The organism is Palleronia salina (genome assembly GCF_900141995.1).
Lineage (GTDB): Bacteria > Pseudomonadota > Alphaproteobacteria > Rhodobacterales > Rhodobacteraceae > Palleronia > Palleronia salina.
This window is the reverse complement of sequence record NZ_FQZA01000001.1, coordinates 347,722-362,742: the sequence shown is the minus strand read 5'-3', so window position 1 is coordinate 362,742 and position 15,021 is coordinate 347,722. Positions and strand designations below refer to the sequence as shown.

Here is a 15,021-nt window from a genome sequence, read left to right as displayed (position 1 = left end):
CTTGAAATCACCGGGCCTCAGGCGACATTTACCGCACTCACTGCCCGAAGGACCTTATGCCCAGCCATCACGAGACCCGCAAGCTGCCCTACACGGCGCAACAGATGTACGATCTGGTGGCCGACGTTGAGAGCTATCCGAAGTTCCTTCCCTGGACGGCCGCGGCGCGCATACGCTCGCGCAAGCCGATCGAGGGCGGCGAGGTCATGGAGGCGGACCTCGTGATCAGCTTCAAGGTCTTCCGCGAACGCTTCGGCAGCCGCGTGACCCTGCGCCCCGACGACATGAAGATCCATACCGAGTATGTCGAAGGGCCGTTCAAGCACATGAATTCGACCTGGACCTTCCGTGACCTCGACCAGGGCTGCGAAGTCACGTTCGACGTGGATTTCGAGTTCAAGAGCCGCATCCTCGGCTCGGCGGCGAACATGTTCTTCAACGATGCCATGCAGCGAATCGTGCGGGCGTTCGAGCGGCGGGCGGCCGAGCTCTACGGCTGATTGCGGCGCGATTCGGGCGCGGCGCCCGCAACCCTTGGGCGAAAGACCCTGTGTTTATGGACAGGTGCACGGGATCGGTGCGGTTCTGACACCGTCTCGCCGCATTCCTCGGCCCTAAGCGCGGGCGGGGGCGTTAAGGGTAATATGTGATGATTAGTTCAATCTTGTCTCGTCCGATCTATTCGCCGCCGCCGGAGCAGCCCGCTGCGTCGGCGCCCGCACCGCAGACCGAGCCCGAGCCTCAACCGGCGACCGAAAACAAGACCGGCTCCGATACGAGCGCCACGAACCCGACCGACGGGGCAGGAGGCGCCGAGAAGACGGCCGCCACCCAACCGGCCCCGTCCGAAGCACCGGCGACGACCGCGCCGAAGGCTCAATCGCCGGGCGAGATCGTGGTCAGCGCGCAGGTCGCGGCCGAAGCCGAAGGCGGCCCCGACATGTCGCAGCTGCGCCGTGAGGCCGAGGCGGCGCGCCAGAGCTATCTGTCCGACGCCCTGATCTCGAGCGTGGCCAGCGCGGCCGAGGCCAAGAGCCCGCTGACCGAGATCGCCGACAAACCCAAGGCCGAGACCGACGCCGCTGTGGCCCCGGCCGCGTCGAACGCCAATGCGGCGCGCGCGGCGGCAGACGCGGATCCCGCGAGCCCGAACCGCGAACCGCGCGGGATGGACATGACGATCTGATCCCGTGGCGGCAGGGCCCCGACCGGCCCGCCGCCACCCTTCACCCGCAATCGCCCCAGAATCGCCATTTTTACGCGTTAAAGATGAAGATGGTGGGGCCGTGCAGGAGTTAGTCATGGTCTTTTCCGTGCCCCCCAATTCCCCTGTATCGGACCGCTGGTCCGAGATGATGAAATACATCGCGTCGAAGCCCGTGCCCTTCGTCTCGGCCGCCGAGCCTGCGAAGGACGCCCTGTCGCAGGGCAAGGCCGCCGACGCGGCCAGCCTTGCGCGACAGGCAAGCGTTGTGGACGGCACCGCCTCCGCCGACCCGGCGGCCAAGCCCGAACGGGCCGCGCCGTTGCCGACGGGCGACACGTCGCTGGTGTCCTCCGGACCCCCGGCGAGCACGGTCACCAAGGGCATGGGCCAGGTGCGCCGCGAGTCGGTGGCGATCACGCTGGCCCTGGCCGGATCGGTCGCCGAAAGCCCGCCCGCCAAGGCCTATCCAAAGCCGGATCCGGCTGGGAACCCGCCCCGCGGCGTCGACATCAAGGCCTGATCGCGCCGGTCCGGAAATCGGAAAACGGGCGCCCGATCCCTCGGACGCCCGTTCTATCCTTGCCGTCCCTTTCAGGGCCGTCACGAGGCCATGTCGTAGGCCCGCTCGCCGTGCACCGCGAGGTCGAGGCCGTTGGTCTCGGTCTCGGGATCGACCCGCATGCCGATGACGGCCTTGCAGACCAGCGCGATCACCACCGTCATCACCACCGTGAAGACGCCCACGATCGCCAGCGCGCCCAGTTGCGCGGCCCATGTGCCCGCGCCGAACACCGCGATCATGATCGTGCCGAAAATCCCGCCGACACCGTGAACGGCGAACACGTCGAGCGTGTCGTCGATGCCCATCCGGTTGCGGATCAGGTTCACGGCCTCCTGGCACAGAACGCCGGCGATGCCGCCGATGATGAGGGCCTCGACCGGGCCGACGAAACCGCTGGCCGGCGTGATCGAGGCCAGCCCCGCGATGGTGCCGGTGACGATGCCGACAAGGGACGCCTTGCCGTGCTTGATCCGCTCCCACAGCGCCCAGCTCAGCGACGCGGCGGCGGCCGAGACATGGGTGACGGTCAGCGCCATGGCCGCGCCGCCATCGGCGGCCAGCTGTGATCCGCCGTTGAAGCCGAACCAGCCGACCCACAGCATCGCCGCGCCGATCATGACCATGCCCGGGTTGTGCGGCGGCTTGGATCGGTCGCGCCGGGCGCCTAGCATCATCGCGATGACCAGCGCGGCCAGCCCGGCGGTCTCGTGCACGACCACGCCACCCGCGAAATCCTTCACGCCGGTCTCGCCGAGGATGCCGCCATCCGACAGCATCCCGCCGCCCCAGATCCAGTGCACCACCGGCGCATAGACCAGCAGCATCCACAGCGACGAGAACAGCAGAACGAAGCCGAAGCTGATGCGCTCGACGAAGCAGCCGACGATCAGGGCGGGCGTGATGATGGCGAAGGTCATCTGGAAGGCGAAGAACAGGACCTCGGGCAGGGTGCCCGACAGGCTGTCCGCCGTAACGCCCGCCAGGAACATCTTGCCCAGGCCACCCCAGATCGCGTTGCCGTCGCCGAAGGCGATGGAATACCCGGCGACCAGCCACAGGATGCTCATCAGGCAGGCGATGGCATAGCATTGCATGAAGACGCTCAGCACGTTTCGGGCCCGCACGAGCCCCCCGTAAAACAGCGCCAGCCCCGGCAGTGTCATGAACAGCACCAGCGCGGTGGCGACGATGATCCAGGCGGTATCCGCTCCGACCATGGCTTTTCCTCCCTCGTTACACAATCGCGGTGCATGAAGCGTGCGATTGCCGCGAAAGGAAGCAGGGCGGCGCCCAAGGACTGGGCGGTTTGCGAAGTGCGATTAATTTAGGCGGTGATAACGGGTTTCGCCCGCGAAACGGGCGGTGCGCGAACGTCAGGCCGGGCCGCTCAGCGCTCCAAGCAGCAGGGTCAGCGCGTGGTCGCGGGTGGCCGCGCGCACACCGTCCCGGCCCAGCGGCCCGAACCGCACCGTTTCCGTGCGGGTGCCTGCGGGACCTGCGATCCCGAAACAGACCATGCCCTCGGGCTTGACCTCGGTCCCGCCGGGGCCGGCCACGCCCGTCACGCTGACCGCCAGGTAGGCGTCGGAGGCGTGCCGCGCGCCCTCGGCCATCTCGTGCGCGACCGGTTCGCTCACCGCGCCATGGGCCTCGAGCGTTTCCGCCAGGACCCCCAGCATGGCGATCTTGGCGGCGTTGGAATAGGTGACGAAGCCGCGGTCGAACATCTCGGACGCGCCGGGCGGATCGGTCAGCGCCGCCGCGATCATGCCGCCTGTGCAGCTTTCGGCCGTGGCGACCGTCACGCCCTTTTGTCGCGCGAGATCAAGGATCTGCGCGGCGAGGCTCATGCCAGCATCACGCCGTGGGCGATGGCGGCCAGCACCACGACCCCGAGTGCAGCGAAGATCCCGGCGATCACGTCGTCCAGCATCACGCCCAAGGGGTCGCCGCGACGGTCGGCCCATCCCACCGGCCCGGGCTTCCAGATGTCGAACAGCCGGAACAGCAGGAACGCCGCCACCCAGCCCGGCCAGAGCGCGAGGATATCGGCGCCGGTGCGCATGGCCCCGAGGCTGAGCGGCAGGATCGCGATCCACTGGCCCGCGACCTCGTCGATGACGATTTCCGAAGGGTCCTTGTCGGCGCTGCCCGCCGTGCGCGCGCGCGTCGCCGCCCAGCCCCCGAAGAAGGCGGCGGCGATGCCGAGGGCCAGGGCCACGGTACCGCCCGCCAGGTGCAGCGCCCAGCCCACGGGCAGCGCGGCGAGCGAGCCCCAGGTGCCCGGGGCGGGGCGCAGAAGGCCCACGTAGAAGAACGTCGCGACCAGCCGGTTCATCGCGCCACCAGCGTCGCTGTGGCGATGGCGGCGATGCCTTCCTCGCGTCCGGTGAAACCGAGGCGCTCCGAGGTCGTGGCCTTCACCGACACGCGGTCCGGCGAAATGCCCAGCAGCTCGGCCACGCGGGCAGCCATCTGGGGCGCGTGGGGGCCGACCTTCGGCCGTTCGCACACCAGCGTCACGTCGACATTGCCGATGGCGAAACCCCGCGCCGTGGCGCGGTCGCGCGCGTGGACGAGGAAGATGTCACTTTCAGCGCCTTTCCAGCGGGAATCGGAGGGCGGGAAATGTTGCCCGATATCGCCATCGGCCAGCGCGCCGTAGATGGCGTCGGTGATGGCGTGCAGCCCCACATCGGCGTCGGAATGACCCAGCAGCGCGCGGTCATGCGGGACCGAGACGCCACACAGCGTGACGTGGTCGCCCTCGGTGAAGGCATGAACGTCATAGCCGTTGCCCAGCCGGATATCGGTGATCGGATCGCCCATGCGTCCCCTTAACAGTCTTTCGGCGCGGGCGAAATCGGCCGGGCCGGTGATTTTCAGGTTGTCCGGGTCGCCCGGCACGATGGTCACGTCCAGCCCGGCGGCCCGCGCCACGGCCACGTCATCGGCAGCACCCCCGGGATGGGCGCGATGGGCGGCGAGGATCGCGTCGAAATGGAAGCCCTGCGGGGTCTGCGCCCGGAAAAGCCCGTCGCGGTCGCGGGTGCCGGTCACCCGCCCGTCCCGTCCTGTCCAGAGCGCGTCGGTGACGGCAAGGGCAGGGGCGGCCGCCGGACCCTTCTCCAGTGCAGCGAGAACGCCGTCGATCAATCCGGGCGAGACGAGCGGGCGCGCGGCGTCGTGGATCAGCACGAAATCGGGCGCGACCTCGGCCAGCGCCTCGAGCCCGTTCAGAACCGATGCCGCCCGGTCGGGTCCGCCCGCGACGGCGTCCATGCGGCAATCCTCGCGCGCGGTATAACCTGCGGCCATGGCCATGTCGTCGGGGTGGAGCACCAGCACGATCCGGTCGCAGCGCGGGTGGCCCGCGAAGGCGTCCAGCGTGTGGGCCAGCACGGCGCGTCCGGCGAGCGGGCGCCACTGCTTGGGCGCACCCGGACCGGCCCGAACGCCTCGGCCCGCCGCGACCACGACCACCGCGACGGATGCCTGTGCGTTCATGCCATTCCCTTAACCTTTTCGGCGGGCAGTCTTAGGCAGCGGTCCCGTGGCTGGCAATCCCAAGGGAGTTTCGCCATGGGGGCGCCCAAATTTTGAGCAAGGCGTGTTTGATGCCGCACCCACGGGGTCGTGAAATTGCAGTTGTGCCGACCTCTGGATAGATGTTTTGGCAGTTGCTTATGTTTTACGCAGAAATTGGCCGCTCCATGACTCCCTTGCCGCTCGGCATAGCACCACCCGTTCTTCTGGCGCCCATGGCCGGAATCACCGACCTGCCGTTCCGGCGGATCGTTGCCGGTTTCGGGGCTGGTCTGGTGACCTCGGAAATGGTGGCCAGCGGCGAGATGACGACAGATGGCCGCGACGCGCTGGCCAAGGCGGTTCCGGGGCAGGGCGAGGGCATGGGGGCCGTGCAGATCGCCGGGCGCGAGGCCGCGCCCATGGCCGAGGCGGCGCGCCGGATCGAGGGCGCGGGCGCCCGGCTGATCGACATCAACATGGGCTGCCCGGCCAAGAAGGTGGTGAACGGCTATTCCGGCTCGGCGCTCATGCGCGACCTCGATCACGCCCTGGGGCTGATCGAGGCTGTCGTGGGCGCGGTCAGCGTGCCCGTGACCCTGAAGACGCGGCTGGGCTGGGACGACGCCATGCGCAACGCCCCCACGCTCGCGCGGCGGGCCGAGGCGGCGGGCATCGCCATGATCACGATCCACGGGCGCACCCGCTGCCAGTTCTACAAGGGGCGGGCCGACTGGTCGGCGATCCGCGCCGTGAAGGAGGCCGTGTCCATTCCTGTCATCGCCAATGGCGACATCACTACCGCGGCAGATGCCCGCGCGGCCCTTGCCCAATCCGGCGCCGATGGCGTGATGGTGGGGCGCGGTGCGCAGGGACGGCCCTGGCGGCTGGCACAGATCGCGTCGGCCCTGTTCGACACGCCCGCACCGCGCGTGCCCACGGGGGCCGCGCTGGCGGACCTCGTTGCAGACCACGTGGACGCCTCGTGCCGCTTCTACGGTCGCGAACTGGGCGCGCGTGTCGTGCGCAAGCACCTGGGGTGGTACATGGATCACGCGGGCACCGATCCGGGCCTGCGCCGCCTGGTCCTGACCGCGAAATCGCCCGAGGCGGCGCAGCGTCTTCTGCCCGACGCGTTCGCCCCGGCGCAGGTGGCGGCATGAGCGCGGACCTGAGCGCCGTTCTCTGGGCGTCGATCCCGGTGCCGGTGCTGCTGGTCGACCAGGACGACATGATCGCCGAGGCCAATTCCGAGGCCGAGGATTTCCTGATGGCCTCGGCCCGGTCGCTGCGCGGGCAGCCCCTGTTCGACCGGATCAGCGTCGACAGCCCGCTGGACGAGGCGTTCGAGCGGGTCCGCAGCAACCGGGCCGCGCTTTATATCAACAACGTGGACGTGAGCGGCGGAAATCGCCCACCGGAGAATTGCAACCTCCAGATTGCACCGCTTCAGGGCGTGGATGGCGGTCTTTTGGTGATGATGACACCGCGCCAGATGGCGGGGCGGCTTTCGAATACCGGGTCGGTGAAATCCTCGGCCCGGTCGGCCATCGGCATGGCCGAGATGCTGGCCCACGAGATCAAGAACCCGCTCGCCGGCATCACCGGGGCCGCGCAGCTCCTGTCGATGAACCTGACCAACGGGGACCTGCAACTGACGGACCTGATCGTGGCCGAAAGCCGCCGCATCGTCGCGCTGGTCAACCAGTTCGAGGAATTCGGCAACCTGCGCCCGCCCCAACGCTCGGAAGTCAACATCCATGACATCACCGACCGGGCATTGCGCACCGCCGGGGTGAGCTTTGCCGCCCATATGCGGCTGGTGCAGAACTACGACCCGTCGCTGCCAGCCACCTTCGTCGACGCCGACCAGATCCAGCAGGTGTTCCTGAACCTGATCCGCAACGCCGCACAGGCCGCCGAGCCGGACGGCGGCACGATCACGATCAAGACCTTCTACGACCACGCGCTGCGGGTCCGACGGTCCGATGGGTCGGCGGCGGCCCTGCCGCTGCAGGTCGAGGTGATCGACGACGGCAAGGGCCTGCCGCCCGAGCTGGCCGATGCCGTGTTCGACCCGTTCGTGTCGGGGCGAGAGAACGGCACCGGGCTGGGGCTGGCGCTGGTCAGCAAGATCATCAGCGAACACGACGGGCTCATCACCGTCGAGTCGCATCCGGGCCGCACGGCGTTTCGAATTTCGCTGCCGCTGGCCCCACCGCAATCGCAGAAGGAGTAACCCATGGACGGTACAGTCCTTGTCGCAGATGACGACCGCACCATCCGCACGGTGCTGACCCAGGCGCTGACCCGCGCGGGCTGCAAGGTGCACGCCACGTCGTCCATGGTGACGCTGATGCGTTGGGTGGATGAGGGGAAGGGCGACCTTGTGATCTCGGACGTGGTCATGCCCGACGGCAACGGGCTCGAGGCGCTGCCGACCATCGGCGCCAAGCGGCCGGGCCTGCCGGTCATCGTGATCTCGGCGCAGAACACCATCATGACGGCGATCCAGGCGGCCGAGGCCGAGGCCTATGACTACCTGCCCAAGCCGTTCGACCTGCCGGACCTGATGAAACGGGCGGCCCGGGCCCTGGACGCGCCGCGCAAGCCCGCGCAACCGTCCGAGCCGCGGGACTTCACAGCCGGCGACACCGACCTGCCGCTCGTGGGGCGCACGCCGGCGATGCAGTCGCTCTATCGCCTGGTCGCGCGGGTGATGAACACCGACCTCGCCGTGATGATCACGGGCGAGTCGGGCACCGGCAAATCGCTGATCGCCCGCGCCATCCACGACTTTTCCGACCGGCGCAGCCAGCCCTTCGTCGTGGCCAGCACATCGGACCTGTCGAACCCCGACCTGGCCGCCGCCGTCATCGGCCGGGCCCGCGCGGGGACGGTGTTGCTCGACGAGGTGGGCGACCTTGGGCCCGAGGCGCAGGCGCGGGTGGTCCGGATGCTGGATGCGCTTGGCGATGGCGCGCCCAGGATCATGGCCACCAGCCAGAGCGACCTGTCCGAGCGGATCGACGACGGGGTTTTCCGCGCCGACCTGTTCTACCGCCTGTCGGGCGTGCAGATCACTGTGCCGGCCCTGCGCGACCGGGTCGAGGACATCCCCCTGCTGGCCGAACACTTCCTGGCGCGCGCCGAGCGCGAAGGGCTTCCCGCGCGCGTTCTGTCCGACGACGCCCTGGGGCTGATCCGTCGCTATTCCTGGCCGGGCAACGTGCGGCAACTGGAAAACACGATCCGGCGGCTGGTCCTGACCGGCGCCGATGACCGGATCGGCCGGGACGAGACCGAGACAGTTTTGGGCAACCAGCCGGCGATGGAGCCGATGTCGTCGAATGGCGGCACCGACAAGCTGCAAGGGGCGGTGGCGCAACACCTGCGGCGTTATTTCGACTTGCACGGCGGCGTCCTGCCGCCCCCGGGGCTGTATCAACGCATTCTTCGGGAAATTGAGACGCCCCTGATCGAGATCGCCCTCGACGCGACCGGCGGAAACCAGGCGAAATGTGCCGATCTGCTTGGCATCAATCGAAATACGCTGCGGAAAAAGATCACGGACCTCGATATCCGCGTGACACGCCGCCGTAAGTTGATGTAAAACCGCAACAGAAGCGTGGCACGGCGGCATAGGTTGCCAACAGAACGATCACGCCAGAACGAGCGGTTTGCGCGACTAAATCCCGCGCGACATCACATCGGAGGTTCCGCCCATGGCGCATCCCGCAAGGATGCTCAATTGGGATACGCTTGCGCGTTTGCGCCGTCAGCGCCGCGTCCGGAACGCGGCCACGGTCGGGCTGGTCATCCTTGGACCGTTCCTTGCCCTGGCGACGTACCTGGTGCTGGGCCCTCTGAACCAGGGCCAGTCGTCCTTGTCTCTGCGCCTGGTGATCCTCGCCGATCTTGTCTACGTCATCGCGCTGGCCACGCTGGTGCTGTCCTCGGTGGCCCGGGTGGTGGCGGCGCGGCGCGCGCAATCGGCCGGATCGCGGCTCCATCTGCGGCTGACCCGCGTGTTCGCCCTGCTCGCGCTGGTGCCCACGGTGACGGTTGCCGTCTTTGCCGCGCTCACCATCAATTTCGGGCTGGAAGGCTGGTTCTCGGAACGGGTCAGCCGCGTGGTCGGCGCGTCGCTCGAAGCGGCCGAGGCCTACGAAGAAGAGCAGCGCCGCGACCTGTCCACCGATGCCGAGGCGCTGGCCAACTTCCTGGAAAGCGCACGCACCAACAGCTTCCTGCTGAGCGACGGCGAGCTGCGCCAGCTTCTGAGCCAGGGCCAGAGCCAGATCCAGCGCGGCCTGCGCGAAGCCTATGTCATCAACGGCGCGGGCGAGATCCAGGCCCGGGGCGAACGCTCGTACCTCTTCGACTACGAAAGACCGGATGCCGCGGCCCTCGAGCAGGCGTTGCGCGGTGACACGGTCGTCATCGAGGACTGGGACATCAACGAGTTCCGCGCGCTGGTGAAGCTCGAGGGGCTCGGCGATCGGTTTCTGTATGTGAGCCGCGCCGTCGACGGCGAATTGCTGGCCCTGCTGGACGACACGCAGGACTCGGTCCGGCTCTACAACCAGCTGGAAAGCGAACGCGGGCGCATCCTGTTCGAGTTCGGTCTGCTCTACCTGGGTTTCGCCGTCATCCTGATCCTCGCCGCGATCTGGCTGGGGCTGTGGTTCGCCGAACGCCTGTCGCGCCCGGTGGGCCGGCTGGCGGGCGCGGCACAGCGCGTGGGCGGCGGCGACCTGGACGTGCGCGTGCGCGAGGAAGAGGGCGACGACGAGATCTCGATGCTGGGCCGGATCTTCAACCAGATGACGGCGCAGCTGAAGGCGCAGCGCGCGTCTCTGCTGGCGACCACCGACCAGATCGAGCGGCGGCGCCGCCTGTTCGACTCGGTGCTGGGCTCGGTCACGTCGGGCGTTGTCGGGCTGGATCCCGACGGGCGCGTGACCTTCGTCAACCGCTCGGCCGAACGGCTGTTGCAACTGGACGAGGGGGCGGGCCAGTCGGTGCCGCTGTCGGTGGCCGTGCCCGAGTTCGGGACCATGTTCGACAAGCTGAAGGCGGGCCGTGGGGACGTGCTCCAGGGCGAGGTCAAGGTCAGCCGGGGCGGCGCGCTGGAGTCGCTCCTGGTCCGCATGGCCACCCGCACGGCCGAGGACGGCACGCTGGAAGGCTACGTTGTGGCCTTCGACGACGTGTCGGACCTGGTCGCCGCCCAGCGGATGGCGGCCTGGGGCGACGTGGCCCGCCGCATCGCGCACGAGATCAAGAACCCTCTCACACCCATTCAGCTGAGCGCCGGGCGCATCCGTCGCAAGTTCAGCGCCGAGGTCGAGGATGCCGAGGCGCTGGCCACGATGACCGACGTGATCGTGCGCCAGACCGAAGGCCTGCGCCGCATCGTGGACGAGTTCAGCCAGTTCGCCCGGATGCCCACGCCCGAGCGGCGCCGCCACGACCTGACCGCCCTGGTCCGCGACGCCGTGTCCTTGCAGCAGGCGGGGCAGGAGGGTGTGACGATCACCGCCGACCTGCCCGACGGCCCGGTGAAGGCCGAGCTGGACGAGGACATGATCGGCCAGGCGCTGACCAACCTCATCAAGAACGCGGGCGAGGCGACCCAGACCCTGGCCCAGCGCGGCGCACCCGAGGGCTGGTCGCCCGAGATCCGCGTCGAGATGCAGTCGGAAAACGACGGCGTGGTGATCGGTATCTCGGACAACGGCGTGGGCCTGCCCGAGGACCGCGCGCGCCTGTTCGAACCCTACGTCACCACCCGCGAAGAGGGCACCGGCCTGGGCCTGCCCATCGTGAAGAAGATCATCGAGGAACATGGCGGCACGCTGACGCTGAGCGACGCGGCCGCCTTCGACGACACCGGCCATCACGGCGCGCGGGCCGAGATCCGCCTGCCGGTCGAATCCGAGGCCGACACCGGCCGGGCCGACGCGGACGCATTGAAAAAACTGGCAGAAGAGGACGCAGAGTAATGGGCGACATCCTGATCGTTGATGACGAGCGCGATATTCGCGAGCTGATTTCGGATATCCTGAAGGACGACGGCTACAGCACGCGCCTGGCCTCGAACTCGTCCGAATGCATGGCCGAGATCGAGAAGGAGCCGCCCAGCCTGATGATCCTGGATATCTGGCTGAAGGACAGCGACATGGATGGCATCGACATCCTGAAGATCGCCAAGCGGGATTATCCCGGCGTCCCGGTCATCATCATCTCGGGCCACGGCAATATCGAGATCGCCGTCGCCGCGATCAAGCAGGGCGCCTATGACTACATCGAGAAGCCGTTCAACATCGACCAGCTGATGGTCGTGATCGCGCGGGCGATGGAGACCTCGCGCCTGCGGCAGGAAAACGTCCAGCTCAAGCGCCGCGACGCCGCGCCTGCAGTTCTGGTCGGCCAGAGCCCTGCCTTCCGCAACCTGCAATCCTCGCTCGACAAGGTCACCAAGTCGAACGGCCGCGTGATGCTCACCGGCCCATCGGGCGCCGGGAAGGAGCTGGCGGCGCGGTATATCCACGCGAATTCGGGCCGCTCCGACAAACCCTTCGTGGTCGTCGCCGCCGCCTCGATCGAGCCCGAGCGCATGGAGGACGTGCTGTTCGGACGCGACGGTCGCGAGGGGGCCGAGCCGGGGCTTCTGGAGCAGGCCGATGGCGGCGTGCTGTTCTTCGACGAAATCGCGGACATGCCGCTGGGCACCCAGTCCAAGATCCTGCGCGTCCTGGTGGACCAGGCGTTCCAGCGCGTCGGCGGGTCCGAGAAGGTGCGCGTCGATATCCGCGTCATCAGCTCGACCAACCGCGACCTCGAGGCCGAGATCGCCGCCGGCCGGTTCCGCCAGGAGCTGTTCCACCGGCTGGCCGTGGTGCCGGTGGCGGTGCCGTCGCTGGACGACCGGCGCGAGGACATCCCGCTTCTGGCCGGGTTCTTCCTGGAGATGTTCAACAAGACCCAGGGTCTGCCCGCGCGCACCCTGAGCGAGGAGGCCGTGGCGCTTTTGCAGACCACATCCTGGCCCGGCAACGTGCGCCAGCTGAAGAACATGATGGAGCGGGTCCTGATCCTGGGCGACGGCAAGGGCGAGATCTCGGCCGCCGAGCTGCCGGGGGCCGAGGGCGGCGCACCGCAGGAGGAAGGCCGCGTGGTTCTGTCGGGCAGCCTTGCCACCCTGCCGCTGCGCGAGGCGCGCGAGCTGTTCGAGCGGGAATACCTGCTGACCCAGATCAACCGCTTCGGCGGCAATATCAGCCGCACCGCCAGCTTCGTCGGCATGGAACGCAGCGCGCTGCACCGCAAGCTGAAGTCGCTTGGCGTCGTCACCTCCAGCAAGCAGGGCAGCCGGATGGCCTATCTCGACCGGGCCGAGTGACCGGGCGATGCCCTTCACCGACCATTTCGTCACCGTCGAGGGGCGTCCGGTCGCCTATGTGGACGAGGGCCCCCGCGACGCGGCGCCGGTCATCCTGCTGCACGGGGGCGGATTCGACCACGCCGAGCTGACCTGGCGGATCACCACGGCCGATCTGCGCGACCGGTTTCGGTTGGTGGTGCCAGACATCCCCGGCTACGGACGCTCGCCCGGGTTCGACGGCCCGCATGACCTGCCACGGCTGGGGCGCTGGCTGGTCGCGTTCCTGGACGCCATGGAAATCGCCCGGGCCGATGTGTGCGGCGTCTCCATGGGCGGGGGCATGGCGCTGTGGCTGGCGCTGGAACATCCCGACCGCGTGCGCCGCCTGGTGCCGGTCGGCTCCTACGGGATCATGCCGCGGGTGCCGATGCACCGCGTGGCGCACGGCATCCTGCGCACCCGGCTGACCTGGCTGATCTACAACGGGGCCGGCCGCAGCCGGATGCTGGCGCGGGCCGGGCTTGCCGCGTCCTACGGTCGGCGTCAGAGGGTCACGGAACGCGCGGTGGACGAACTGATGGACGTGGCGCGTGATCAGGGCCGGCGGCGCAGCTTCGACGCGTTCCTCGCGGCCGAGATGGATGCGCGCGGCTTGAAATCCGATCTGACTCCCCGGCTGGGCGACATCGCGAAGCCCGTCCTGCTGGTCCATGGCAGCGAGGACCGCGTGGTCCCGGTGCGCCATGCGCGCCGTGCGGCGGCCCGGATCCCCGATGCGCGCTACCTGGAGCTTGCCACCGGGCACTGGCCCATGCGCGAACGGCCCGACCTGTTCAACCCGGCCCTGGCCGATTTCCTTGCGTCCCCCTGAGGCATCGGCCGCGCCTGGTGCCTTGAAGGCGCCGCCCGGCCCGTGCAACAACGGCAGTCATACAGCCCAGCCCGAAGGCCCCCTATGAAGATCATCATTTGCGGCGCAGGCCAGGTCGGCTGGCAGATCGCGCGCCACCTCGCGGGCGAGCGAAACGACGTCACCGTGGTCGACAACAATGCCGACCTGGTGCGCCAGGCCACCGATATCCTGGACGTCCAGGGCATCGCCGGGCACGCCTCCTATCCCGACATCCTGGACCGCGCCGGCGCGCGCGACGCCGACATGATCATCGCCGCCACCCACTCGGACGAGGTCAACATGGTCACCTGCCAGGTGGCCCACTCGGTCTTCGCCGTGCCGCGCAAGATCGCCCGGCTTCGGGCGCAAAGCTATCTCGACGCCATCTACTCCGATCTCTACCGCCGCGACCACATGCCCATCGACGTGGTCATCAGCCCCGAGAAAGAGGTCGCTGAGGCCGCGCTGCGCCGGCTGTCGGCGCCCGCGTCCTTCGACACCCAAAGCTTCATCGGCGGCAAGGTCCAGCTGCTGGGCATCGTGCTGGACGACGACTGCCCGGTGCTGAACACGCCGCTGAAGCAGCTGACGGACCTGTTTTCGACCCTGCGCTCGCTGGTGGTCGGCATCCGGCGCGGCGGCCTGCTGTTCGCGCCCAGCCCGGGCGACCAGCTGTTCGCAGGCGACCAGATCTACCTGTGTTCTCACCGCGAGGACGTGGCCCGCGCGCTGGAGATCTTCGGCAAGGACACCACCCCGCAGGAGCGCGTCGTCATCATCGGCGGCGGCAACGTGGGCCTGGCGGTGGCGCGCGCGCTGGAATCGAACCACCGGCGCATCCGCGCCAAGATGATCGAGCGCAACCGCACCTGCGCCGAACGCGCCGCCGACGCGCTGGACCGGACCATCGTTCTGCACGGCGACGGCATGGATATCGACCTGCTGAACGAGGCCAATATCGCCCGCGCCGACGCGGTCCTGTGCGTGACCGACGACGACCGGGTGAATTTGCTGAGCGGCGTGCGCGCCAAGCAGGCGGGCTGCAAGTCGGCCATCTGCCTGGTGAACGATCCGACCTTGCAGCCATTGATGCAGCCGCTGGGCATCGATGCCTACATCAACCCACGCTCGACCACGGTCAGCTCAATCCTGCGCCACATCCGCCACGGGCGCGTGCGCGGCGTCTATTCCATTGGCGATGCCGAGGCCGAGGTGATCGAGGCGCAGGTCCTGTCGACCTCGCCCATCTCGGGGCAGGTGATCCGCGACATCGACTTCCCGGAGGGCGTGCTGGTGGGCGCGGTGGAGAAGGACGGCAAGGTGATCCGCCCCAAGGCCTCGACCCGGATCGAGGAGGGCGACGTGATCGTTCTCTTTGCGCTGACCAGCGACGTGCCGGCGGTCGAACGGTTGTTCCAAGTGTCGATCGACTTCTTCTGACATGC

The 15,021-nt window shown here is 68.5% G+C and carries 14 protein-coding genes; 10 read left to right on the top strand and 4 right to left on the bottom strand.

What is annotated here, in order from left to right; translation table 11 throughout:
- Positions 1-56 precede the first annotated feature (56 nt).
- The 3 genes from BUB76_RS01755 (at position 57) to BUB76_RS01745 (ending at position 1,727) form a co-directional block, all read left to right on the top strand.
- Positions 57-500 carry a type II toxin-antitoxin system RatA family toxin gene (locus tag BUB76_RS01755; protein WP_073126010.1) on the top strand — a complete coding sequence of 148 codons (444 nt, stop codon included), beginning with the start codon at positions 57-59 and terminating at the stop codon, positions 498-500.
- Positions 501-649: 149 nt separating this feature from the next.
- Positions 650-1,186 (top strand): hypothetical protein, encoded by a 537-nt coding sequence (locus tag BUB76_RS01750; protein ID WP_139250748.1) that lies wholly within the window; start codon positions 650-652, stop codon positions 1,184-1,186.
- 115 nt (positions 1,187-1,301) lie between these two features.
- Positions 1,302-1,727, top strand: a complete 426-nt coding sequence (locus BUB76_RS01745; RefSeq protein ID WP_073126007.1) for a hypothetical protein — start codon at positions 1,302-1,304, stop codon at positions 1,725-1,727.
- Between the two features lie 80 nt (positions 1,728-1,807).
- Here BUB76_RS01745 and BUB76_RS01740 read toward each other — a convergent pair whose 3' ends face one another.
- The 4 genes from BUB76_RS01740 to BUB76_RS01725 all read right to left on the bottom strand — a co-directional run bounded on the left by BUB76_RS01740 (position 1,808) and on the right by BUB76_RS01725 (position 5,276).
- The gene (locus BUB76_RS01740; protein WP_073126006.1) at positions 1,808-2,986 is read right to left on the bottom strand and encodes an ammonium transporter; all 1,179 of its coding nucleotides are present in this window, start codon (positions 2,984-2,986) and stop codon (positions 1,808-1,810) included.
- 156 nt (positions 2,987-3,142) lie between these two features.
- A complete protein-coding gene (locus tag BUB76_RS01735; protein ID WP_073126004.1) occupies positions 3,143-3,619 on the bottom strand; it encodes a CinA family protein in 477 nt (158 codons plus the stop codon).
- The gene (locus BUB76_RS01730; protein WP_073126002.1) at positions 3,616-4,107 is read right to left on the bottom strand and encodes a phosphatidylglycerophosphatase A family protein; all 492 of its coding nucleotides are present in this window, start codon (positions 4,105-4,107) and stop codon (positions 3,616-3,618) included. The genes BUB76_RS01735 and BUB76_RS01730 overlap by 4 nt, the downstream gene beginning before the upstream one ends.
- Positions 4,104-5,276 carry a bifunctional 2-C-methyl-D-erythritol 4-phosphate cytidylyltransferase/2-C-methyl-D-erythritol 2,4-cyclodiphosphate synthase gene (locus BUB76_RS01725; protein ID WP_073126000.1) on the bottom strand — a complete coding sequence of 391 codons (1,173 nt, stop codon included), beginning with the start codon at positions 5,274-5,276 and terminating at the stop codon, positions 4,104-4,106. Before BUB76_RS01725 ends, BUB76_RS01730 begins: the two co-directional genes overlap by 4 nt.
- A 206-nt stretch (positions 5,277-5,482) precedes the next feature.
- Here BUB76_RS01725 and dusB point away from each other — a divergent pair, with 206 nt between their 5' ends.
- The 7 genes from dusB (at position 5,483) to trkA (ending at position 15,016) form a co-directional block, all read left to right on the top strand.
- Positions 5,483-6,457 carry a tRNA dihydrouridine synthase DusB gene (gene dusB / locus BUB76_RS01720; RefSeq protein ID WP_073125998.1) on the top strand — a complete coding sequence of 325 codons (975 nt, stop codon included), beginning with the start codon at positions 5,483-5,485 and terminating at the stop codon, positions 6,455-6,457.
- The gene (locus BUB76_RS01715; protein ID WP_073125997.1) at positions 6,454-7,533 is read left to right on the top strand and encodes a two-component system sensor histidine kinase NtrB; all 1,080 of its coding nucleotides are present in this window, start codon (positions 6,454-6,456) and stop codon (positions 7,531-7,533) included. Before dusB ends, BUB76_RS01715 begins: the two co-directional genes overlap by 4 nt.
- Positions 7,534-7,536: 3 nt before the next feature.
- A complete protein-coding gene (locus BUB76_RS01710; protein WP_073125995.1) occupies positions 7,537-8,907 on the top strand; it encodes a response regulator in 1,371 nt (456 codons plus the stop codon).
- Positions 8,908-9,019: 112 nt separating this feature from the next.
- Complete coding sequence (locus BUB76_RS01705; protein ID WP_073125993.1) at positions 9,020-11,302, top strand: sensor histidine kinase NtrY-like; 2,283 nt, start codon at positions 9,020-9,022, stop codon at positions 11,300-11,302.
- Complete coding sequence (ntrX, locus tag BUB76_RS01700; RefSeq protein WP_073125991.1) at positions 11,302-12,702, top strand: nitrogen assimilation response regulator NtrX; 1,401 nt, start codon at positions 11,302-11,304, stop codon at positions 12,700-12,702. The genes BUB76_RS01705 and ntrX overlap by 1 nt, the downstream gene beginning before the upstream one ends.
- Before the next feature lie 7 nt (positions 12,703-12,709).
- Positions 12,710-13,555: an alpha/beta fold hydrolase gene (locus BUB76_RS01695; protein WP_073125990.1), complete on the top strand. Its 846-nt coding sequence runs from the start codon at positions 12,710-12,712 to the stop codon at positions 13,553-13,555.
- Between the two features lie 84 nt (positions 13,556-13,639).
- On the top strand, positions 13,640-15,016 hold the full coding sequence (trkA, locus tag BUB76_RS01690; protein ID WP_073125988.1) for a Trk system potassium transporter TrkA: 1,377 nt from the start codon (positions 13,640-13,642) through the stop codon (positions 15,014-15,016).
- The last annotated feature ends 5 nt before the right edge of the window (positions 15,017-15,021 follow it).